The 22,521-nt window shown below is 58.0% G+C and carries 20 protein-coding genes and 2 pseudogenes; 15 read left to right on the top strand and 7 right to left on the bottom strand.

Annotated elements, in window-relative coordinates:
• Positions 1 to 89 precede the first annotated feature (89 nt).
• On the bottom strand, positions 90 to 404 hold the full coding sequence (locus tag BGIM_RS0133790) for a hypothetical protein (protein WP_020474086.1): 315 nt from the start codon (positions 402 to 404) through the stop codon (positions 90 to 92).
• 23 nt (positions 405 to 427) lie between these two features.
• Here BGIM_RS0133790 and serA point away from each other — a divergent pair, with 23 nt between their 5' ends.
• Entirely contained in the window at positions 428 to 2,047 is a 1,620-nt protein-coding gene (gene serA, locus BGIM_RS0133785) for a phosphoglycerate dehydrogenase (RefSeq protein WP_020474085.1), read from the top strand.
• Positions 2,048 to 2,124: 77 nt separating this feature from the next.
• On the opposite strand, the gene BGIM_RS0133780 is transcribed toward serA, so the two are convergent.
• Genes BGIM_RS0133780 through BGIM_RS0133765 form a run of 4 tightly spaced genes read right to left on the bottom strand, consistent with a single transcriptional unit; the run spans position 2,125 to position 5,137 of the window.
• Positions 2,125 to 2,376 carry a hypothetical protein gene (locus tag BGIM_RS0133780; RefSeq protein ID WP_020474084.1) on the bottom strand — a complete coding sequence of 84 codons (252 nt, stop codon included), beginning with the start codon at positions 2,374 to 2,376 and terminating at the stop codon, positions 2,125 to 2,127.
• 10 nt (positions 2,377 to 2,386) lie between these two features.
• Positions 2,387 to 4,141, bottom strand: a complete 1,755-nt coding sequence (locus BGIM_RS0133775) for a DUF885 domain-containing protein (protein WP_020474083.1) — start codon at positions 4,139 to 4,141, stop codon at positions 2,387 to 2,389.
• A 36-nt stretch (positions 4,142 to 4,177) separates the two neighbouring features.
• The gene (locus BGIM_RS0133770) at positions 4,178 to 4,825 is read right to left on the bottom strand and encodes an HAD family hydrolase (protein WP_020474082.1); all 648 of its coding nucleotides are present in this window, start codon (positions 4,823 to 4,825) and stop codon (positions 4,178 to 4,180) included.
• Positions 4,826 to 4,876: 51 nt separating this feature from the next.
• Positions 4,877 to 5,137 carry a hypothetical protein gene (locus tag BGIM_RS0133765; RefSeq protein WP_020474081.1) on the bottom strand — a complete coding sequence of 87 codons (261 nt, stop codon included), beginning with the start codon at positions 5,135 to 5,137 and terminating at the stop codon, positions 4,877 to 4,879.
• A gap of 88 nt (positions 5,138 to 5,225) precedes the next feature.
• Between BGIM_RS0133765 and dtd the strand changes: the two genes are divergently transcribed.
• The 13 genes and pseudogenes from dtd (at position 5,226) to BGIM_RS0133705 (ending at position 16,199) form a co-directional block, all read left to right on the top strand.
• A complete protein-coding gene (gene dtd / locus BGIM_RS0133760; protein WP_020474080.1) occupies positions 5,226 to 5,666 on the top strand; it encodes a D-aminoacyl-tRNA deacylase in 441 nt (146 codons plus the stop codon).
• A 75-nt stretch (positions 5,667 to 5,741) separates the two neighbouring features.
• Positions 5,742 to 6,974: a branched-chain amino acid ABC transporter substrate-binding protein gene (locus tag BGIM_RS0133755; RefSeq protein WP_020474079.1), complete on the top strand. Its 1,233-nt coding sequence runs from the start codon at positions 5,742 to 5,744 to the stop codon at positions 6,972 to 6,974.
• A 105-nt stretch (positions 6,975 to 7,079) separates the two neighbouring features.
• On the top strand, positions 7,080 to 8,024 hold the full coding sequence (locus BGIM_RS0133750; protein ID WP_020474078.1) for a branched-chain amino acid ABC transporter permease: 945 nt from the start codon (positions 7,080 to 7,082) through the stop codon (positions 8,022 to 8,024).
• Positions 8,021 to 9,103, top strand: coding sequence for a branched-chain amino acid ABC transporter permease (locus tag BGIM_RS0133745; RefSeq protein ID WP_020474077.1), 1,083 nt, complete (start codon positions 8,021 to 8,023; stop codon positions 9,101 to 9,103). The genes BGIM_RS0133750 and BGIM_RS0133745 overlap by 4 nt, the downstream gene beginning before the upstream one ends.
• A gap of 1 nt (position 9,104) precedes the next feature.
• Positions 9,105 to 9,296: pseudogene (locus tag BGIM_RS68445) on the top strand (ATP-binding cassette domain-containing protein); the annotation flags it as partial.
• Between the two features lie 588 nt (positions 9,297 to 9,884).
• Positions 9,885 to 10,436: pseudogene (locus tag BGIM_RS68440) on the top strand (ABC transporter ATP-binding protein); the annotation flags it as partial.
• Between the two features lie 47 nt (positions 10,437 to 10,483).
• Positions 10,484 to 11,221 (top strand): ABC transporter ATP-binding protein, encoded by a 738-nt coding sequence (locus BGIM_RS0133735; protein WP_202947359.1) that lies wholly within the window; start codon positions 10,484 to 10,486, stop codon positions 11,219 to 11,221.
• Between the two features lie 31 nt (positions 11,222 to 11,252).
• On the top strand, positions 11,253 to 12,344 hold the full coding sequence (locus BGIM_RS0133730) for a mandelate racemase/muconate lactonizing enzyme family protein (protein WP_020474074.1): 1,092 nt from the start codon (positions 11,253 to 11,255) through the stop codon (positions 12,342 to 12,344).
• Entirely contained in the window at positions 12,341 to 13,633 is a 1,293-nt protein-coding gene (hpnE, locus tag BGIM_RS0133725; protein ID WP_020474073.1) for a hydroxysqualene dehydroxylase HpnE, read from the top strand. The genes BGIM_RS0133730 and hpnE overlap by 4 nt, the downstream gene beginning before the upstream one ends.
• Positions 13,634 to 13,697: 64 nt before the next feature.
• A complete protein-coding gene (locus BGIM_RS0133720) occupies positions 13,698 to 14,153 on the top strand; it encodes a UvrB/UvrC motif-containing protein (protein ID WP_020474072.1) in 456 nt (151 codons plus the stop codon).
• A gap of 42 nt (positions 14,154 to 14,195) precedes the next feature.
• A complete protein-coding gene (locus BGIM_RS0133715) occupies positions 14,196 to 14,705 on the top strand; it encodes a UvrB/UvrC motif-containing protein (protein WP_020474071.1) in 510 nt (169 codons plus the stop codon).
• Entirely contained in the window at positions 14,695 to 15,759 is a 1,065-nt protein-coding gene (locus tag BGIM_RS0133710) for a protein arginine kinase (protein ID WP_020474070.1), read from the top strand. Before BGIM_RS0133715 ends, BGIM_RS0133710 begins: the two co-directional genes overlap by 11 nt.
• Positions 15,756 to 16,199, top strand: coding sequence for a VanZ family protein (locus BGIM_RS0133705; protein ID WP_020474069.1), 444 nt, complete (start codon positions 15,756 to 15,758; stop codon positions 16,197 to 16,199). The genes BGIM_RS0133710 and BGIM_RS0133705 overlap by 4 nt, the downstream gene beginning before the upstream one ends.
• Here BGIM_RS0133705 and BGIM_RS0133700 read toward each other — a convergent pair.
• Entirely contained in the window at positions 16,141 to 19,419 is a 3,279-nt protein-coding gene (locus BGIM_RS0133700; protein WP_020474068.1) for a hypothetical protein, read from the bottom strand. The two genes, BGIM_RS0133705 and BGIM_RS0133700, sit on opposite strands and share 59 nt — an antisense overlap.
• 89 nt (positions 19,420 to 19,508) lie before the next feature.
• Positions 19,509 to 20,486, bottom strand: coding sequence for a DUF1559 domain-containing protein (locus tag BGIM_RS0133695; RefSeq protein WP_020474067.1), 978 nt, complete (start codon positions 20,484 to 20,486; stop codon positions 19,509 to 19,511).
• Positions 20,487 to 20,903: 417 nt separating this feature from the next.
• On the opposite strand from BGIM_RS0133695, the gene BGIM_RS53780 reads away from it, so the two are divergent.
• On the top strand, positions 20,904 to 22,511 hold the full coding sequence (locus BGIM_RS53780; protein WP_052640107.1) for a serine/threonine protein kinase: 1,608 nt from the start codon (positions 20,904 to 20,906) through the stop codon (positions 22,509 to 22,511).
• Positions 22,512 to 22,521 lie beyond the last annotated feature (10 nt).

Here is a 22,521-nt window from a genome sequence, read left to right as displayed (position 1 = left end):
ATTACTCGGCGAGTAGGGGCGGCGAGTGGTTCGCAATGGAAGCTGTATTGGTTGTACCGCGATCAAACAGTGCACGCAATTCGTTCAGTTCAAATACCCCAAAATGCACAACCGATGCAACCCAAATTTAAGGTCGGATCAAAACCGCTTTCCATCATATAGATCGTTTTTGGCAAAGTGGGTAAGAAACGGATAACCATCTGAATCGAATTGGCGATCCGCATTGGCACAACCGGCAGAATCCACCTAAGCTGCCACATAAAGAAATTGACAGGCAGATCAAAATTCTTTTCAATCCCCGCACCGAGAATGCTCCCGTTTTCACAACCTTCTTCCGAACCGATTCCCCGCAGACTCCCTCCGGCATACAATGCTCGCTTGGCGAGCGAATGATCTTTGACCACCCGAAACGACAGCCGAGGAAGCGATGCCGCGTGTATTGATTTGTGATCCGTTGGAAGCCGCCGGGCTTGAGATTCTGACCAAGGCCGGAATTGAGCTGGACAACCGGCCGGGACTGAAGGGGGAAGCCCTTCAGGAAGCCATCCGGGGTTGCGACGGGGCGGTTCTCCGATCCGGCACGCGGCTGACCTCGAAGGAACTTGAAAAGCCCGGCAAACTCCGCGCTGTGGTCCGGGCGGGCGTCGGCGTGGACAATATCGACGTGGTGACGGCCACCCGCACGGGCGTCATCGTCATGAACACCCCGAGCGGCAACACCGTCTCGGCCGCCGAACACACCATCGCCCTGCTCCTCTCCGTCTCCCGACACATCCCCGCCGCCGACGCCAGCATGAAGGCCGGCAAATGGGATCGCAAGAGCTTCCTCGGCACCCAAGTCGCGGGCAAGACACTCGGCGTCATCGGGTTGGGTCGCATCGGCCGGGAAGTCGCCCGCCGGGCGGTCGGCCTCGACATGAAGGTGATCGGTTACGATCCGCTGATGACCCCGGAGAAGGCGGCCGAATTCGGCATCAAAGCATTCGCTTCCAAAGACGAACTCCTGCCGAAGTGCGACTATCTGACGTTGCACATTCCCTTCACCGCCGAGACGAAGGATTTCATCAGCGCCCGCGAACTGGCCATGATGCCCAAGGGAGCCCGCGTGATGAACGTGGCCCGCGGCGGCGTCGTCAACGAAAAGGCTCTCGCCGAGGCGTTGCATTCCAAGCATATCGCCGGAGCCGGGTTGGATGTGTTTGAAGAAGAACCCACGCCTGTCGACAACCCGCTCTTGAAGGCGCCGAATGTGGTGCTGACGCCGCACCTTGGCGCCTCCACGGTCGAAGCCCAAGAAGCGGTGGCTGTTGAAGCCGCCCACTTGTTGGTGGATTTCCTGACCAAAGGCGTGATTCAATGTGCCGTCAACATGGCGGCCGTCAACCGGGCTGAGATGGACGAGATGCGGTCCTTCGTGGACCTCGCCCGTCGCTTGGGATTGTTCCAAGCCCAGACCGCCCACGGTTCAATCCGCAAGGCCACGCTGCAATTCCGGGGCGACCTCGCCAAGCGCAACACGAAACTACTCGCGGCCGCATTCACCGCCGGGTTGTTGGAACGACACCTGATTAACTCGGTGAATATCGTCAACGCCCCGGTGCTGGCCCGCGAACGGGGCATTGAAGTGGTGACGAGCACCAGCGAACATCGTGGTGACTTCGCCAACCTGTTGCACACGGAAGTGGAAACCGAGCAAGGAAAGTTTGTCGCCGGTGGCACCCTTTTCGGCGACCGCTACCTGCGGTTGGTGCAACTCGGTGAATACCGTCTCGACAGCTACCTGGACGGCATCCTGATGGTCTTCCCGCACCAAGACGTGCCTGGCCTGATCGGTTTCCTCGGAACCGAGTTCGGCCGCCACGGCGTCAACATCGCCAGCATGAACCTCGGCCGTCTGAAGCCGGGCGGCGAGGCTGTGGCCGTGCTGAATCTGGACTCCCAGCCTTCCGAAGAAGCGTTGAAGCAGGTTTCCACCCATCCGAAGATCAAGAGCGTGCAGGTGGTGAAACTGCCGCCGTCGGGAGAGATGCCGGTTTGGTTTGGATGATAAATTGACAGTCTGCTCCGGCAATGTTCACACGTCACTCATGACGAGGACATTGCCGTTTGTCGGCTTCGCCCAAATCAATACTTCTCTTGCGGCGTTAGGATCAGGTACAACGCCCGCAAAATCAGACCGGGAACCATCCATACGATTAGTGTGACCAGCGAACCCACAATCACACCGGTGACCCCGCTCGGATCACGGTGATAGCACACGTAGTGCGCGGCATAGCCACACCCGCAAGGCAGCGCGCCAAAACTTTCCGTAAAAATGGCGCTGATTACCGAGAGTGTTATCCCGCCGATGAATGTCCAGAGAATCAACGATTTCATGGACCGGCCCTCAACGCGGTTTCTTTAACCGCGCCCGCACCACTTCCGGCAAGTACTTCACCGGGATGGTCCCATGATCCAAAACGGCTTCGTGGTAACGCCCCAAGTCGAAGTCTTTGCCCATTTCGCGAGAGATGCTTTGACGCAGGCGATAGAACGCCATGCGGCCCACAAAGTATGTGGAGAGTTGGCAAGAACTGAGTTTTGATCGCAGAATCTTGCCGATGGCTTCGCCCTCGGTTTGAAACGCCCCCTCGGTGAGCAGTTTCAAGGCATCCGCATCGATCATTTCTTCGCAGTGCATCTTGTGATCAAGAATCGCGTTCACCACCGCTCGCAGGTACCACTTCAATTGGTGTAAACGCAGGGAAAGGTCGCCGTTGCCGAAACCTTGGTCGAGCATCATTTGCTCGGTGTAGACAGCCCAGCCTTCGGCGAAGATTCCTGATTGGAACACCCGCCGCACCAGCGAGGGATGCCGGTTCGAGTATTCGAGTTGGACATAATGGCCGGGGTAAGCCTCGTGGATGGTGAGAAGTTTCATCATCGACCGGTTGTACTCTTGCAAGTAGCTTTGCACCCGGCGGTCGTCCCACTCCTTCGGCGGCGGGCTGACGGCATACTGGCTCTCGGCCTTGGGATCGAGCGGCGGAGCCGGGTTCAAGTAAGCGGTGGAATTGCCGCGTTGAAACTCCGGCATTTCCACGATGGCGCAACGATCCGGATCGGGTAATCGCAAGATGTCGTTGGCCTTCATGAAGACCTTGATTTCGTCGGCCGTCGTTTTTGCGTCCGGAACGAGCGTGGTCACTTCACCATGATCTTTGCCCAGCGAGGCGAGGACTTCTTGAATGCAACGCCGACGCCCCTCGGCATCATCCGGCGGCAGGGGTTTCTTGGGGAATTCCTTCGTCCAGAGCTGGCGTGAGATCACATACATTTCATTGCGAACCCGGTCGGCTTCCGCAAGGGCTTCCTTCAACACCTCATCGGCGGTCACGCCCGCGTCGAGTTCCATCGCCAGTTTCTGGTCGAATTTGGCCCGGCCAATTCGCCAATTTTCGACGGAACGCGGCAGAACCGTCTTTTCCAAAAACACTTGGTAGTCTTCCAACGCGATGACGGCCTTCTTCGCCGGTTCGGCCATCACGCTCACGGTCGGCGTTTCGCCGGTGAGTTCAAACACCGTCTTCTTGTAAAAGTTGATCGCGCCGCGATTTTGCCGGATGGCCGTCTCCACAAACACCTTCGGCGGGCTTTTGATTCCCGCCTTGGCATCCGCGACCACCTTGGGAACCGCCTCGATCCGGGCGGCGGCTGAGCGGACTCGTTTCGACTTCTCCTCGGTCGATTGCGTGAGAATGAGGTAAACGCTTTCAGTCAGATAACCGCCCCACGTTCGCGGGTCTTCCTCAAAGAGGCGGGTGTTTTCTTCCAGCCAGATGTTTCGCTTCAGGACATCTCGCAGGATCTCCAAGTCGATTTGGGAATCCCGCGAAAGTGCCTTGTAGTCGATATCCTTTGCCAGTTTGGCCAAGATGGCTTTCTGCTTATCCAGACTGGCAAGGCGGGCTTTGGGGGAAAGGTCCTCGATGCGGTCGTCATACCGATGATCGCCAAGGCGGCTGGCCTCCACGGGGGAGGATTTCATTAGGTCTTCGAGATAGGTTTTGAAGAAGGCCGCGAACTTTTCATCCTCGGAGGCATGTGACATGACGGGACACCCCACCAGCAAAAGCCAGCCGACCAACAACCGATTCATCATCCGCCCCTCGCGTGATATTGAGCGAGGGCCATTTCATCATGTTTCCAGGAACCGTGCAATCACTTCGTCAAAGTTCGGCAGGATCTTTTGGGCGTTGGCCGCTTGCAGGGTGGCGACATCGTTGGACCCGGTGGGCATCACCCAAGTTTCGATCTTGGCGCGCCGACCGGTTTCCACGTCCACTTCCATGTCTCCGACATAAAGGGCCGACTCGACGGGGGTTTCCAACGCTTGAAGAGCCGCGTGGATCATCGCCGGGTCCGGTTTGGGAGAAACCACGTCGTCCGGGCCAAGAACGATGGTGAAATACGGGGACAGGCTAATTCCCTTGGCGATTTCCCGAGTAAATTTGGAAGGTTTGTTGCTGCAAATCCCCATCTTGATGCCCAAGGCACTGAGTTTCGCCAGCCCCTCGGCCACCCCCGGCAGCACGCGGGTGTGAGTAATCATCACTTCCGGGTGATGGCTGCGGTAGACGGCCGCCGCCTCGATGGGGTCAATGTCCGGCAGGACGACTTCCATGAGTTGTTGCAAGCCGTGGCCGACCATTCCCCGCACCTGCGGTTCCGTGAGAGCCGGCCGGCCGTAATGCGTCAGGGTGTGGTTCACGCTGGCCGTGATGGCCATGTAACTGTCTGCGAGCGTCCCGTCGAAATCAAACAACACGGCCCGAAACTTCGGCATGAAAACTTCTCCCTCACGCATTCGCCCGCCAAATTATCGGCACGAATCCATTCAACCGGCCATCAATTGTTTGACCAGACTGGCCAGCAGGGCCGGATCGCGTTTGGCCATCAAATTGTCGATCTGATTTTGCGGCACTTCGAGTTTCTTCATGCTTTCCCCGGCCGACAGCCAGAGTTTTTCGAGCTTCTTTCCCTCGGCCAGATAGATGTCGGTCACCAGTTCGGCGAGCCGCTGAACCTGAATCTTGTCCAGATTCCGATAGTACCGTTTGATGATTCCTTGTTGATGCTTGGAGAAATCGTCCAGCATGTTTGGCCTTTCCACGTCGCCGGAGGAGGATTGTCACATACAATTTCCCTCACTTTACCCTCTCCCATTGAAATGACCAATCGAACTCATGCGGGCGGTCGCACAACGAGTCCGTTCCGCTCGGGTTACGATTGCCGGTGAAGTTGTCGGCGAGATCGGCCGGGGATTGCTTGTTCTTCTGGGTGTTCACACGTCGGACACCCCGGAACAGGTTCACTGGCTGGGGGACAAGATCGTCGGCCTGCGAATCTTCGAGGATGAAGCGGGCAAGATGAACCTGTCCGTTGGCGACATCAACGGGGGAATTCTGGTGGTCAGCCAGTTCACCCTGTATGGCGATTGTTCCAAGGGCCGCCGGCCGAGTTTCATCGAGGCCGCCCGGCCGGAAACCGCCATCCCGCTCTATGAGGGATTTGTCAACGCGATCAAGGTTCACGGCATTCCAGTGGCCACCGGCCAATTTGGGGCCGACATGCTGGTAGAATTGGCAAATGATGGCCCGGTCACGCTGGTGATCGACACGCCTTGAGGTAATTTCTTTGACCGAACGAATGCGATCATCTATCATCGCAAGACATCAAACCAGTCTCGGAGACAGAACGCCATGAACCGTCTAATTCTGGCCGCCCTTGCGGTCGCCGGACTGATTTTGCCGGCCGTCCGGGCTGAAGATAAAAAGTTCGAGGGGCCAACCAGCGGGACGATCAAAATCGTCTCCAGCCTCCCCCGCACGGGAAGCGCCAAAGGCCAGACAGACACCATCGTCAATGGCATCAAGTTGGCTCTGGAAGAAGAAGGCAACAAGGTCGGCGATTTCAAAATCGTTTACGAGGACTTGGACGACGCCACCGCGGCCGCCGGTCAATGGGACGCCCAGAAGGAAACTTCCAACGCCAATCAAGCCCGTGACGACGCGGACGTGATGGTGTACATCGGAACTTACAACTCCGGGGCCGCCAAAATCTCCATGCCGATTTTGAACAAGGCTGGCATCCTGATGGTCAGCCCGGCCAACACCTCCCCGAGCCTGACCAAGCCAAACTTCGGCGAGAAAGACGAGCCGACCCGATACCGGCCAAGCGGCAAGGTCAACTACTTCCGCGTCGTGCCTACGGACGACGTCCAAGGGCCGGTTGCCGCCCACTGGGCGAAGTCGATGAAAATCAAGAGTGTCTACGTTTTGGACGATAACGAAGTGTACGGCAAGGGAATCGCCGACCTGTTTCGAGGCGAATGCGAAGGGTTGAAACTGAAAGTGCTCGGCCAAGAGAGCATTGATGTGAAAGCCCAAGAATTCAAAGCTTTGATGCAGAAGATCAAAGCCCTGAAGCCCGGCCTGATCTACTTCGGCGGCACAACGCAAACCAAGGCCGGACAACTGGCCAAGGATATGGTGGCCGCCGGCATCACCGCCCCGCTGATGGTGCCGGATGGTTGCTACGAGCAATCCATGATCGAGTCCGCCGGGGCGGATGTCCTGAATGGTCGTTGCTATGTGACATTCGGCGGTCTTCCCCCGACCGAACTTGCCAAAAAGGGCGGCAAGGGCAAAGCCTTTGTTGACGCTTATGAAAAGAAGTTTGGCAAGATTCCGGACGAAGCCTACGCCGTGTATGGTTACGAGTGCGCCAAGGTGGCCTTGGAGGCCATCCGCAAGGCTGGCGTGAAGAACCGCGAGGCCATCGTCGCGGCCGCCGGCAAGTTGAAGAAGTTCGAGGGCGCCTTGGGCACATGGTCTTTTGACGTGAATGGCGACACGGACTTGAAGATGATGAGCGGCAGCAAAGTGGTCGACGGCAAGTTTGTGTTTGAAAAAATTCTTGAGATCAAAGACTGACGATCGTGGGCGGCGATCGGTTTTCACGGCCGTCGGCCGCCCGAACCCGCCCGGAATTTGCCCTACCAGTATCGACGTCCCCTCTCCAAGGGAGTTGTTGATTCGATGACCGGACTCACCGGACTGGTGTTCGCCAGCGCGGACACCCAATTCTTCATTAACATCTGCATCACCGGTCTCACGACCGGGTTCCTCTATGCCCTGATCGCCCTCGGTTACACGATGGTGTACGGCATTGTGGAGTTAATCAACTTCGCCCACGGCGATCTGTTCATGCTGGGGTGTTTCTTCGCTCTGACACTGGGTGGGGCCGTTATGGCACTAACCGGGTCGCCGATGGCGACCATCGCCCTGATGCTGCTCGCCACCCCCGTGTTCTGCGCCTTTCTGAACATGCTTGTGGACCTGACCGTTTACAAAGCCCTGCGGACGGCCCCCAAACTTGCCCCGCTCGTCTCGGCCATTGGCGTTAGTTTTGTGTTCATGAACATCGGGTTGTTCTGGGGCGGTTCCCAAGATGTGAATTTTCCCGGTCTGATCGAAGAACGTAATCTGCTCGCGGAGGACAGCGGCCTTCAATTCACGACCACCGATCTGCTCGTGATCCTCGTCACCGCCCCGGTGATGATCGGCCTGACGATTTTTGTCAAAAGCACCTCGCTTGGCAAGGCGATGCGGGCAACGGCCCAAAACCCGGTGGCCGCCCAACTCATGGGCATCAATGTCAATCGGGTGATCGCCGCCACCTTCTTGATTGGCGGAGCCCTCGCGGGGATCGCCAGCGTGATTTACGGATTGAAGATCAAGACCATCGGCTACCAGATGGGTTTCCAAAACGGTCTTTATGCCTTCACGGCCGCCGTCCTCGGGGGCATTGGCAACATCCCCGGCGCCGTGCTGGGGGCGATCGTCATCGGCATGGTTTATTCACTCGCCAGCGCCTACATCGACGCCCGCTGGGCGACGGCGATGGTGTTCGTGATCCTCATCACGATTCTGGTTTTCCGGCCCACGGGCCTGCTTGGGGCACGCACGCGGGAGAAAGTATGAGCAGCGGGGTTCTCCGCAAACTGGCCGGCTTGCTCGTGCTGGCCTTGGTGATTACCTATCCGTTGATCCCCGGACTGAATGACAAGATCGAATCGATGCTCGGAAAAAAGATCGGCGACTCGTTCCCGACCATTTTCATCTATGGCATCCTGGCCCTGGCCCTGAATGTCGTTGTCGGGTATACCGGATTGCTTCATTTGGGCATCGCGGCGTTCTTCGGCATCGGTGCGTTCACCACGGGCATCCTCACGGTCGGACAATACCCGTTCCAGTTTGGCTTTCTGCCGGTGCTGGTCGTTTCAACGATGGCCGCCGCCCTTCTCGGGGGGATTCTTTGCGTCCCCACCCTGCGGTTGCGGGGGGATTATCTGGCCCTCGTCACGCTTGGATTCGGTCTCATCACCGTCACGGCCTTGCGAAACTTGCAGGAAATCACCGGCGGGATGCAAACGCTCAATCCAATCCCGCCGCCGAAAATCCCGGAAATCCTTCGGTGCCCCTTGGAATCGCTTGGCCTGACGATGAGTTGGACCGAGGACTACAGGCTCTTTTACTACCTGACCCTTGGTTACCTGCTGTTGGTGTTCGTCTTCCTTCGGAACTTGGAACACTCCCGGCTCGGCCGGGCGTGGGTCGCCTTGAGGGAAGACGAACTGGCGGCCACTTGCATGGGCCTCAACGCCGCCCGGTTGAAGTTGCTGGCGTTCACTCTCGCGGCCGGTCTCGCCGGCATGGCGGGCAGTCTTTACGCGACGAAGATGACCAACACGACGGAACCCACCCGGTTCGACTTCCAACTCTCCTGCACCATCCTCTCCTGCCTGATTCTCGGCGGCCTTGGGAATCGCACGGGCGTGCTGCTCGGCGTATTTCTTGTGGCGGGGTACGACTTTCTCTTCGCCCCGGCGGCCGATGCGTGGCTTCAGCGAAATGACATGAACCCGAACGACAAAGGCTATTTGAAGTTCTCCATGTGGAACCTCATGATCTTTGGCCTCGCGTTGGTTCTAATGATGCGATTCCGCTCGTCCGGTCTGCTTCCGAAGCGCCGCGGAACGACCACCGGAAAGGGGGCATGAGATGTCGCTTCTCAAAATCGAAGGACTGACCATGCGTTTTGGCGGCCTGACAGCCGTCAAAGAGGTGAGCCTGACCGTCGCCCCCGGCCAGATCTTTTCCATCATCGGGCCGAACGGAGCCGGCAAGACCACCATGTTCAATGCCGTGACAGGCATTTATAACCCGACGGCCGGAAAGATTCTGTTTGAAGACCACAACCAGAAAAGGCCGTTTGGCTGGAAAGTCATTCTTGGTTCATTGCTTGTTGGTCTGTTTGTCGGGGCCATCGCTTTTGTGTTCAGTCTCAATGTTGATCGGATGTGGAAGACAGCCATCAAGCGAGAGTATGCGTCAAAAGGAGACGGGTTCTCGTACCGGGAGGCTTTGTGGTCAACCTTCCGATACTACGAGGGTGAATTCATCATCGAGCAGGACCGCCTGATCCGCGAGGGCAGGCCGCAGTTGTGGTCGGTGAAAGGGACGGACAGCGATGTTTCACTCTTGAAAGGCAAAAACGCCGAGGACGCCGAGAAGAAACGCGACGCGATCAAGACGGGCAACCTGCAAGTCGTTGCTCCTCCGGAACCGGACGGGGATTGGGAGATTCGCAACGCCGACGGTTCCTTGTTATTGGACACCTTCCCGGAAGAACAAGACGCCCGGGATTTGTTCACCACGCTCGATCAAGTGTACCGCCAGCAGGACAGTCGTCGGCAAACGGCCAAGATCGCCGGACTGGCCGGCCTGTTGATCGGCCTTTTTGGAAATTACGCCACGTGGCGACGATCCCGCCGGACGACCGATTACATCGCCCTCGGCGGCATGGCCCGGACGTTTCAGAACATCCGGCTGTTCCAAAACATGATCGTGATGGAAAACGTGCTGGTGGGGATGGACCGCCGCTTCTCCGGCAATGTGCTTTGGATGGCTTTCCGCATGCCGTGGCTTCGCAAAGAAGAACACCGGCTTGCGGACGAGGCGATGAAACTGCTCGATTTCGTCGGCTTGTCCGCCAAAGCCCAGACACTGGCGAAGAACCTGCCTTACGGCGAACAACGCTTGCTCGAAATCGCCCGTGCGATGGCTTGCCAACCGAAGTTGCTCCTGCTCGACGAACCGGCCGCCGGGATGAATCCCCGCGAGACGGCCGACCTGATGGGGCTGATTCGCCGCATCCGCGACCGCCAGATCACGATCTTGTTGATCGAACACCACATGAGTCTGGTCATGGGCATTTCTGACCGGATCGCGGTGCTGGATTACGGTGTGAAGATCGCGGAGGGACCCCCCGAAGAAGTTCGGAATAATCCGAAGGTGATCGAAGCGTATTTGGGCAAGGAGGAAGTTTCGTGAGCGATCCCTTGCACAAAGATCAAGACCTCCGCGCAGACGACGGCCCGATTGAAGAGAGCCAGAAGACTTCTGAAACTCCCTTGCTGAATGTAAGCGAACTGCGTTCCGGCTATGGCCCGATTGAAGTTCTCAAGGGCATCTCCCTCCATGTCAACGCCGGGGAAATTGTCACGGTGATCGGGGCCAACGGGGCCGGGAAGACCACCACGTTGATGACCGTCTCCGGATGCGTGAAAATTCGCGGCGGGGACATCACTTTTGATGGAAGAAGTCTCACCGGCATTCCCGCCCACGAAATCGTGAAACTGGGGATGGCCCAGTCTCCCGAGGGGCGGAAAATCTTCCCCCGGCTGACGGTATTGGAAAACCTCCAGATGGGCGCTTTTACCGTGCGGGACCAAGTCCGCGTGCGGGAAGACATCGAAAAGGCGTATCATTACTTTCCGATCCTCAAGGATCGGCAGAAGCAACTCGGCGGCACGCTCTCCGGCGGGGAGCAGCAAATGCTGGCCATCGCCCGAGCCTTGATGATCCGGCCGAAGTTGCTGCTTTTGGACGAGCCATCCCTCGGCTTGGCGCCGATGATCGTCTTGAAAATCTTCGAGGTGATCCGGGAATTGAACAGAGAAGGCATGTCCGTGTTGTTGGTCGAACAAAACGCCCGGCTGGCGTTGAAGATCGCCAATCGCGGCTATGTGATGGAAACCGGCAGCATCACCGCCACCGCCCCGGCCCAGGAATTGTTGAACGATCCCCGAATTCAAGCCGCCTATTTGGGCGAATGATTTACTCCTATTTGGAATCTCTCCACGCATCATGAAAATCACCCGGTTGGAAACGTTTCACATTCGTCTCCCCGTCGCGGCGGGCAAGGTCTCGCTGAACCGCGTCGGCAAAACCCTTCGCACGGACGCCGTCGCCGTGATTGTTCACACCGATGGCGACCTCACCGGCATCGGTGTCACCCTCACCACGACCGCCGGGGCGGCCGTCAAAAATTTGATTGACAACGACCTCTCCGCATTGGTCGTGGATCAAGACCCCCGGATGCCGGAGGGGATTTTCCAGAAAGTCTCGGCAAGCGTCCGGCTGGTCGGTTGGGCAGGCCTAATTGCCCGAGCCTATGCGGCCATCGACCTCGCCTTGTGGGATTTAAAGGCCAAAGCCGCCGGGATGCCGTTGTGTGTTTTGTTGGGTGGCAACCGCCCGGCGGGGTCGTTCACAGTCTCTGGAATGGCCGACATTGGCACGGACGCGGCCACCACATGCAAGATCGTCAAGCCATTGATGGCCGACGGCGCCGTCGGCGTCATCGCAGATGTCGGCTCCGGGGATGTGCAACAGGATGCCGACCGCGTGCAGCAAATCCGCGACACCCTTGGCGAAGACGCCTGGCTCGGCGTGCGGTGCGATGGCCGATATGACCTGCAAACCGCCCTGGCGATGGCCCATTTTTACGAAGAAGATGTCGGCATCGACTGGATCGAAACCCCGCTGCCGCCGGACGACCGGCATGGCTATCTTCGCCTTGCGGAACGGATGGAAGTCCCCTTGGCCGTCGGCGGGTCGTTCGCAGAAGTCTCCGAATTTCGGGAAGTGTTGGAGAGCGGAATCGCCCGTGTGTTGCGGCCCGATCTCTTGCGGCTGGGTGGCCTGACACCCCTGTTGAAAGTCTGTCGTCTCGCCGAGGCGTTCCCGGTGAATGTCGTGCCGACTCGCTTCCCGGAAGTGGCTTTGCATCTCGCGGGGGGGCTGTCGAACGTGCCGATGGTCGAATGGACGACCACGCTTTCGCCGATTTTGAACAACCCGCCCCGACCGCTGGGTGGCAAATTCACTCCCTCGGTTGAACCGGGCCACGGATTGGAACTCAACTTGGAAGCCTTGGAAAACCTCAAGGCCCCATGAAAAGTGTGCTGGTCATCGGCGGCGGGCTGGCCGGACTGGCCGCCGCCGCCCGTCTGGCAACGACCGGCCATCGAGTGACCATTCTGGAATCGCGGCAACGCCTCGGCGGCCGGGCCGGTTCCTTCACTCATCCCCAATCCGGGCAACTCGTCGATGCCTGCCAGCATGTCAGCATGGGGTGTTGCACGGAGTTTGCCCGCTTCGCCAAACTGGTTGGGATTGAGCATTTTCTGAAGCCGGAACCCATCCTCTGGTTCATGACCCCCGACCGCCGGGTGACCCGTTTCGCGGCCGATTCCCTGCCCGCTCCGTTTCACCTTTCTCGGGCTTTTGCCCGCGTGCATTACCTAACATGGGGGGACAAACTCCGCATCGCCTGGGGACTGGCTTGCCTGCGATTGATCAACCCGGAGGATGACCGGCCGCTGCTGCCGTGGCTTCAAAAACACCGGCAAAACGAACGTACCATCAAACGATTTTGGGGCATTGTGCTGGTGAGCGCCCTGAACGAGTCGGTGGATCGTGTCGGGTTGAAGTACGCGAGAAAAGTCTTCGTTGATGCGTTCCTGCGTGATCGCCGGGGCTTCGAGGTCCAAGTGCCGACGGTACCGCTCGGCCGACTTTACGGCGAAGAATTGTCGGCGTGGTTCGCCAAGAATGGCGTATCGGTGGAATTCAACGCCCGTGTGACCGGATCGACTGTTGAAGGAAATCGTCTGACGGGAGTGACTCTGCGGGATGGCTCGTTGCGCGTGGCTGATGACTATGTCTCGGCGGTGCCGTGGAATCGACTGGCCGACTGGCTTTCTATCGAAATTCTCCCGTCTGCGGGTGCCTTTCAACCGTCGCCGATCACCAGTGTTCATCTTTGGTTCGACCGTTCGATCATGGATTTGCCGCATGTCGTGCTTGTCGATTGTTCCGGGCAATGGGTCTTCAACCGGGGGGAGGTTTCCCCTGGCGAATGGTATGTTCAGGTGGTCATCAGTGCCTCGGGCGAGATGCGGGCGATGGGACATGAGAAGGTCGAGTCAACGATTGTTGAGGAGATGCGGAGCCTCTTTCCGGCGGCCCAGAAGGCGAGATTACTGAGAGCGAAAGTCATCACGGAACACGCGGCGACCTTCGTCCCGATTCCGGGAATTGATACTCACCGGCCCGGCCCTGTGACGAAATTGGAAAACCTCTTTCTCGCAGGTGACTGGACGGCGACTGGCTGGCCCGCGACGATGGAGGGGGCGGTGCGAAGCGGATTCCGGGCGGCTGACGTTTTGGCCAAAACCCGGTGACTTGTTCCGGCCGACAGTGTTATGATATGATGAATTCTCCGACGAATCAGCGTGGAAGTGCGTCATGAAGTGCCAGCAGTGCGCCAAAACATCAACGATGCAAATCACCGAAATCCACGGAGACAATGATTTCGAGGAGTTCCACCTTTGTGATGATTGCGCCCAAAAATATCTCTACGCGGTCGCCCCGAAGAAGAAAAAAATACCCGAGATTGTCGATCCGCTGACGGAAAAACACTGCGATCAATGCGGAACGAAATTCATCGACTTTCGGAATTCTGGTCGCCTTGGTTGCCCCCACGATTATGATGTGTTTCTGACAGAGTTGATTCCCCTGTTGGAGAACATTCACGGGGGCTTGCGACACACGGGCAAGACGCCCCGCAGCCGGCCGACCCAGAAACTTCGCCAGCAGGAAATGGCCCGGTTGCGGGAGGATTTGCAAACGGCGATCCACGCGGAAGCCTACGAGGACGCCGCCCGGCTTCGGGACCGGTTGCGGGAACTGGAAGGCGATTGAATCGGACGGAGCTGCAATCACCCAGGATGGAAGGGGTCGGCGATGAGTTTCCCATGCAAGTATTGCGGCTCCACAGCCACCATTCACCTCACGGACATCATCCACAAAAAGAAGCGGGAAATGCACATCTGCGAGGCTTGCGCCCGCGAAAAGAACATCATCCCGGATTCGCCGAAGGAACTGAACGTCCAGGCTCTTCTCGAACTGGTGCTGGGAGCGGCGACCACCCCGGCAAAAACCGAACCAGCCGACGTGAATTGCCCCGATTGCGGCATACACTATGCACACTTCCGAAATCAGGGTCGGCTTGGATGCCCAAACGATTATGTGGTGTTTCGGGAGTTGCTTGAGCCGCTGTTGGAACGGGTCCACAATGACGCCACCCGTCATGCGGGGAAGGTTCCCCGGCGGCATCAACGCCGGTTGAGAATGGCCCGCCGGGCTGAACTGGAAGCGCAACTTCGCTCGGCCATCCTCGCCGAACGATACGAAGCGGCGGCCAAACTTAGGGACGACATTCGCGTGCTGGAGGCGAACAACCATGAACCTTGATCGCCTGCTCGATCATCTCGGCGAATGGCTGCGCGGCACCGGGCCGGAAAGCGATGTCGTTGTTTCCACGCGCATCCGGCTGGCCCGCAATCTCGCGGGGCTGCCGTTCACCAATCGGGCGTCCCCCCATCAGAAGGCCGAAGTCGAATCCCGGTTGCGCGAGGCCATCGAATCGCTGGACCTGAACCACCCGCTTCGCTACGTCGGGATGACTGAAATCTCCACGGTGGACCGTCAATTCCTTGTCGAGCGACAACTGGTGAGCCGGGAACTGGCCACCGTTTTGGAAGGACCTCGCGGCGTTGCCTTTGATGAACGGGAATCCGTCAGCATCATGATTAACGAGGAGGACCAGCTTCGCATGCAATCCATGCGAAGCGGCTTCGACCTTGACGCGGCGTGGAACACCATCGACCAGATTGACGACTTGGTGGAATCAAAGGTTGAATACGCCTTCAGCGACGAGTTCGGATACCTCACCGCCTGCCCCACCAACGTCGGCACCGGCATGAGGGCCAGCGTGATGCTGCACCTTCCCGCCCTCGGGCTGACCAAGCAGATTGAAAAAGCCTTCAAGGCACTGCAAAAGATCAACCTCGTCGTGCGGGGCCTCTACGGCGAAGGCAGCCGGGCCTTGGGGGACTTTTACCAAATCTCGAACCAGATCACGCTCGGCAAAAGCGAAGCCGCCGCCCTGAATGATATCCGGGCCGTCATCAGCGAAGTGATCCGATACGAACGGCTTGCCCGTTCGACACTGATGCGCGAAGCCCGCCAGAGTTTTCAAGACAAAGTGGCCAGGGCACTCGGCACCTTGCAATCCTCGATCATGATGACCTCCGAAGAGACGATGGAACTGCTCTCGGCCGTGCGTTTGGGCGTCCATCTGAAAATGCTCGGCGACTTATCCCTGACTTCCCTGAACGAATTGTTCATCCAGACCCAACCCGCCCACCTTCAGAAGTTGATGGGCGTGCCCCTCGATGGCGAGGAACGAAACGCGGCACGAGCCAGACACCTGAAACACAAACTCCGTTCCATCGGGGCCGAATGACCACCCGGCCACTTTCTTCGCCCCCGTGGTTACGGTGGGCGCATCTCCTTGTGTTCGTCGCGTTTTTCACGGCGTGGACCATCGCCCTGCTGTCGCCGGTTCCCAAGGAGAGCGCCAAGGAGATTTTGGGCGACGAGGACAACATCTTCTATTTCGGCAAACTGCTGCACGTCGCGGCTTATGCCTGGCTGGCCGTCCTCGGCGGCACGATCTGGCTGATGCGGACACGCTGGTCTTGGATCGTGGTGTTGCTGATCGTTCACGGCGAACTGACCGAGTATTTTCAGCAATTCGTCGGCCGAACCTCTTCGGTGCGAGACACGTTGTTGGATTCAACCGGCGTGTTGATCGGCGCCCTCCTCGTCCGGTTCTGGTGGCGGTTCAAGTCGTCGAAGTCTTCCCTTGATTCGGCCACGCCGTCAACCGCCAGCCCGGCATGACCGGTTTCAAATCCTCCGGCGTTTGTTCATCGGCTTTCCAACACGCCACCCAATCATCCCACGGCAGATCGTGTCCGCTGAATACCAACGGAAGCTCCGCCAAACGGCGGTCGTGCCGCAAGATTTCCGGGCCTTCGTTGTAGTCATAACACTCCACGGAACCATCAGGCTTCGGAACCAGCAACCCTTCCGGGATCGCGTCAAACTCTCCCGCAGTCTCTCCAAGAACAGCCGCGACTTGTTCCCGAATCGCATCAACGCCGATCAATTTGTACAACCCGGCCAGGGCATCATCCCAAACCGCTTGCTGGCCGGGGGACAACGTCAGGCTCTCGGGATGCTCCACGCTCGCAATCAGCCAGCCTCCGCGTTCCTCGATGCTGATGAGAACCTCCGTTCCCTCATCGCCGATCTGAATGGGAAACCGGACGCGGTTCGTCGCCATCCGGGGAAACTCCGCATGGACCGCCAGCCCGGCCCATCGGTGACTGGCGACGAGATAGGCGACGAAACCCCGCTCCAAGAGATGATGAAGCGATTCCGCTATGTGGTGTAAGTGGTGATGATGCTTAACAACCCGGTGATGATTGCCCGTTGCCGCGGCCGTTCTCAGTTTCGCCCATGTTTTCGGGACAACCCCGGAATGAAATCCCGGCCGGAGCAAGGCCCGCATTTTTTCCCCATGCGAACCGACAATGGCCGGGCGAATCGTCTTCGCAGCGTTGGCCTTGTAGAGCTTCCAGTTCTCCTTGAGTTCCCACACGAGGAAGCCGAACATGCCCGGAATCCCGCTGACGATCACCCCCATCGTCTTTTCGTTCATCGCAAACTGCTTCGACAGCGAGGGAATCAGCGGGAGCAGCATCTTATGCGATACAGTTACCACGGGAAAATGTTTGATCGGGTTGATCTGCGGTTCCACCAACAAGTTCCAGGCAAACCGGAACACATAAGTGAACAAGAACCAGCCGAAACCGAGCAGCAATTTGGCCGCGAACATCGCAGAACTCTGCCCCTGCCGGAATCGCAACGACTCATCCACGGCATAAATGGCCCGGTCGATGGCCTCCAGAATGGCGTTGAAAATTCGCAGCACAAAAGTGAGGACACCCATCACAAAATTGACAGACAATACCCGCCAGGCACGGGCAACGGCCTCATTGAAACGATCCTCAATGCCCCGCCCGAAAGTGGTCCGCACAAGGATCATCGTCGTGAGCGCGACGCCAAGACCCGCAATAAGATTTTCCCAATCCTCGTACCCGATCAGCCAACTCATGAGCGCCCCGAACAAACCCGTGACGGTTGGCAACAGAAAATAGCGGCGATAGAAACGAGTCGCCGCATTGTCAAACGTCATGCGGACCAACGGCGACTTCGCCACGTCCGACGGCAATTTGAAAAAGAAAAATAGCGAGTATTGACCCACAACCCGCCGAAACGCCCGCCAGTGGATCAAGAGAAACAGAACACAACCAATAATCCAAAATGCGGTCCAATCAAAACCCTTGCCCATGTGGGGATGTTCGATGACATGGCCCGCCGCCGTCCCGGCGACCATTTGAAAACCATCCACAATCTTGTTCCAGCCGCCAAGCCAATTGAGCAAACCTTTGGCGGCCCCGAGCATGTGATGAACGGCTTCCAGAAACACAAACGCCCCGCCGAACGGAAGGGCAATGAAAAGAGAAAAGAACCGGCCGACAGGAGTGCCAAAGAACAATGAGCAGATCCGCTGGAGAACCCTCATGTAGACTTCGCCGCGATGATAGACGCCGTCCAGACGCACCGCCAGCAGACGGTTGGCCCGGATCAGCGGATCACCGACGAAGAACTCACTCGGTCCCGACAGGTCTGGGAGTTTGATCCGGCTGCGGGCCAGGGCATCCCGGAAATCGCCGATTCTCAGATAGCCCCGCTCCCAGGCAGTGTCGAGCAGTTCTTCGACGATCTTTCTATGGGAAACCGTCTCCGGCAAATTCTCCGCTCGCAGTCCGACTTCGTTGAGGACATCCGTGATGATGGGACGCAACTCGGTCCGGCCGGCCTGTTCCGCATGACCAAACGCATGATGCAGGAGTTCTTCCAACTGTTGAAAGGGTTGCCGGGGGGCAAGCGAGGCAGCCCTGCGAGCCGCCGCCCGCAGGTGACGGCCAACCAGCAACCACCGATGCTTGGTGAGCAACCGCTTCACGGGTTGCTGGCCGAAGGTAACCATCCATTCAATGAGGTCGGCGGTGAAAATTTGTTGCTCAACCGCCAGACAAGCCCGCTGAAGGTCGTACAACAGTCGCCGTTCGGTGGACCATCCCTCTTCCGTCATCCCCTCCAAGATTTTCCGAAGACAATCAGTCCATTCATGCTGTTCGGCCGCATCCAATTGCAGCAAATTCCCGATTCGATTGGCGAGCGATTCAATCGGGCCATTGGCGGCATGCGGGTTCTCCCGAGCCAGCAAAATGGCCGCCTTGACATCATTGCCCGGCGGGGATGTTGCGTTTGTCTCCCGAATCGGGAAAGGTTTGTCTGATTTCGGAGTCGGAGCATGTGCTGGTGCGTGAGGCGAAACCGGCACCGGTTTCGCCTCACCCTCGGGACGTGTCTCCTCGAATAGAAGCGCGGCGTCGAACTCAGACACCAGTTGGTCAATTAGCTCTTGGGGATGTTCCAAACCAGGGAAGAAATCGGGAACAGCCTCGGGCGTAAAAAAATGCAGTTCCAGCAAGAAGGCAATGAACTCTCGATAAACGAACTCATCGGGGTCGGCCTCGGCAATCAAGTCTTGCGATTCCAACACGCTTTGGACTTCGTGCCAGAACGTCGCCCCGAGGGCATGACGACTACTTTTCAGTGCGGCAACCTGATCGGGGTTTTTGAAACGCCTGTCAATTGCCGCGTCGATTCGGGCATGGAACAAAATCTTCCAGACATCCCGGAGGTTGCGAATGTGTCCGGATTCATCCGGATTGGGCAGAAGCAGGAACTCCGATGCCGGGTCGTCGGGTCGGATGCCAAGTTCGGCGAGGGGCAAGATCCGGACAAGTTCCGCACGAGAAATCGGCCAGGCAAACTCATGCGGAACGCGGGCCGAAAACTCCTCCCACGGACGTGATCGACGAATCACCCGTCGCAATCCGCGAAGCGGTACGAACCGGACGGCCGGATTTTTGGCTTGGGCAGCATTGATGAGAGCTGACGAGGACGCATGAGAAGGGGACATACAAAAACTCTGGTGATTCGCAGCGGACCCTGGTGGAAGGGTACGGAGCGAATCTACCAGAGCTTTGGAAGGTCGGCAACTAAACGGGATTATTGATCGGTAACCGTTTCGCCGTTGGCTCGGGTGACCATGGCCGCGAAAACAGCGGAGGTCACGGTCGATTTGACAAACCGGACGGAACCGTCACCCAAGAGGGTATTCACGCCTCCCGTGTGGAAGGAGTAAGGAGCGCTGGAGCCTTCCGTGCCGAAACCCACGGCGGTTTCCGGGTAGCCTTGGTAGTCAAATCCGTTGGTGCAATTGACCGCACATGGCCCGTTGATGGTCGTTCCGTCGGCCGAGGAGCCGTAGTAATCGAGGTCCGAAGCCGGACGAGCCCAACCGCCACCGTTCACCTTGTTCGTCGGGGCCGTGCTGAACGGCTTGCCCACCCGGTATATCTGCGGGCGACCGGCCGATTCGGTAATCATGATCGTGTTCGACAGACCGTCCGTCACCCCGCTGAAGTAGTTCCCCGTCACGTTCTTCTGAAGAATACCGTATTGCGGCTGACCCGTGGCGTTGACCAAGGTGGCCAGCGCGGCCACTTGTGTCGAGGCCGCGTAATCGGTGATGGCGACGATGTTCCAAGTACTGGTTTGCGGATCGCCGTCCAATCGTGATGGATTCAGTCCGGAAGGGCACTGGAACCCCTTGAGGACTTGGGATGTGATCGGCAAATTGGTGGACGATCCCCAAGTGGTGGTGAGATCGTAGTTCTTTCGCAAGTTATCCTGTTCGATGTAGGCCAGCGTCGGGATCACCCAACTGACGCGAGGAGCGGTGGTGCTACCATTCGGCCGGATGCTGCTGGGCAGATATCCATAGGACGATTCGTGATTGTGAAGAGCCAAGCCAAGTTGCTTGAGGTTGTTGGAACACTTCATCCGGTTGGCGGCTTCGCGGATCTTCTGGACAGCCGGAAGCAGCAGGCCGATCAGGATGGCGATGATCGCAATCACCACCAGAAGCTCGATCAGCGTGAACCCACGACGATTCTTCTTTCGCAAGTCTTTCAACCGAAGCATTTGATACCCCAAATTACCTTGTTGTGCGGAGAGACGAGTTCTTGTTTCAGCAATGTCATCGGAATAATAACCTTTATTCATGAGAAAGACAAGGCGAAAAATCTAAATTCATCGTCAAAGTGAATTTTAAATAACCACCAAATTAGTAATGTATGTTGTGCAAACTACTTTAACGATTGAATGGATTGAAAGAATTGTGCCGAAAGAGGGCAGATGAAAAAGCAGCCAGAATGGGCGATTTTCGAGGCAAGACAGTGACTTGTCGGATTACGGGGAGATTGACAAACTTGCTGAGTTTAGGCGTTTTCCTTCCCCTTTCTTTTCAGGCTGAATTATATTAACCTTGCACAGCGAATTCCCACCCGTGCGGACCATCAGCGCACTCCCGGTGGAGGCTGCTCTCTTTGGACAACGACAATGCCAGCTCCCGCTTCCGTCGATGAACTGTTGAAACTGATCCGCAAAAGCGGGATGGTCGATGAACCGCGGTTGGATGCTTACCTCGAACGGTATCGCTCCTCCGGGGGGCCGACTAACGACGTGCGCAAACTGGCCGGGGCGATGGTCCGAGACGGGTTGCTGACGTATTTCCAAGCCGAGCAATTCATGCTTGGGAAATGGCGTGGCTTCACGATTGGCAAATACAAGCTGTTGGAGCGTATTGGTTTCGGTGGAATGGGCCAAGTTTTCCTCTGCGAACACATGTACATGCGCCGACGGGTGGCCATCAAAGTGCTGCCTCCGGCGAAGGCCGAGGAACCGGCCGCCCTTGGCCGGTTTTACCGGGAGGCCCGCGCGGCCGCCGCTCTGGATCATCCGAACATCGTGCGAACCCATGACATCGACCAAGACGGCAATCTGCACTTCTTGGTGATGGAATATGTGGACGGGTCCAGCCTGCTGGAGATGGTCAAAAAGAAGGGGCCGATGGCCGCCGACCGGGCCGCCCATTACATCTGGCAATCCGTCCAAGGCTTGGATCATGCCTACCGGGTCGGCGTTATCCATCGCGACATCAAACCGGGAAATATCCTCGTTGACCGCTTCGGCATTTCAAAGATCCTCGACATGGGGCTGGCTCGCTTTTACAACAGCGACGACGACATGTTGACGAAGAAATACGACGAAAAGAGCGTTCTGGGCACGGCCGATTACGTCGCCCCGGAACAAACAGTGAACAGCCACGACGTCGATGTGCGGGCGGATCTTTACAGTCTCGGCGCCACCTTTTACTTCTTGCTGGCAGGCCATCCCCCTTTCCCCGAAGGGACTATTTCGCAAAAACTGATCGCCCACCAAACCAAGAAACCGACACCCATCCGGCAAATCCGGCCGGACGTCCCTGCGGAACTCGCGGCCGTCCTTGAAGGATTGATGGAAAAGAGCTTGGAAAACCGGTTCCAGACGCCGGCCGAGGTCTACGAGGCTCTGCTGCCGTTCGTTCAGGGTCCGATGGCCCTGCCGCCGGATGATGAAATGCCGGTGCTGAGTCCGGCCGCGCGGGAAGCGATGGGATTGCCGGGAATGGGCGGAACATCCGGGAATATGTCCGGGTCTTTTCGTCAAGATTCGGCGATTCTTCGGGCCGAGATCCTTCAGCGATCCGGCCGGATGGCCGCGCCGGCCGCCGGATCGGGGCGATCCCCCGTGCCGCCTCCGCAAAGCAGTGGTCGCGGAAGTTCCGGCCTCTTGAACCGGCCAGGTGGTTCGTCCTCGAAAATGCCGCCGCCGTACTTTGACTCGCCCCCGGCGTCATCGCCATTGGGTTCCGCCGCGATCCCGCCGATTCCGAATCCGACTTCGCCGGTGAATGAAACGGCCCGGATGGGACAGTCAACGACCGAACGAACGCCCAATCGAGAGTCACGTCAAGATCATCGTCACGACTCGCGAGACCAAGGTTACCGGCGACCGGAAACTCGCGGGTTGAACCCGATCAGCAACCCGGTTCTCCGGATCATCCTCGAATCGGTGCTCATCTTCGGCTTGTGCCTGTTGATTTTCTTCATCGTCCGCGGGCTGTGATCGCCGCCGG

Origin of the sequence: Zavarzinella formosa DSM 19928 (genome assembly GCF_000255705.1) — a bacterium.
In the GTDB taxonomy this organism is placed as follows: Bacteria; Planctomycetota; Planctomycetia; order Gemmatales; family Gemmataceae; genus Zavarzinella; species Zavarzinella formosa.
Note: the sequence above shows the minus strand (reverse complement) of the source record. Positions and strands in the feature narration are given on the sequence as shown.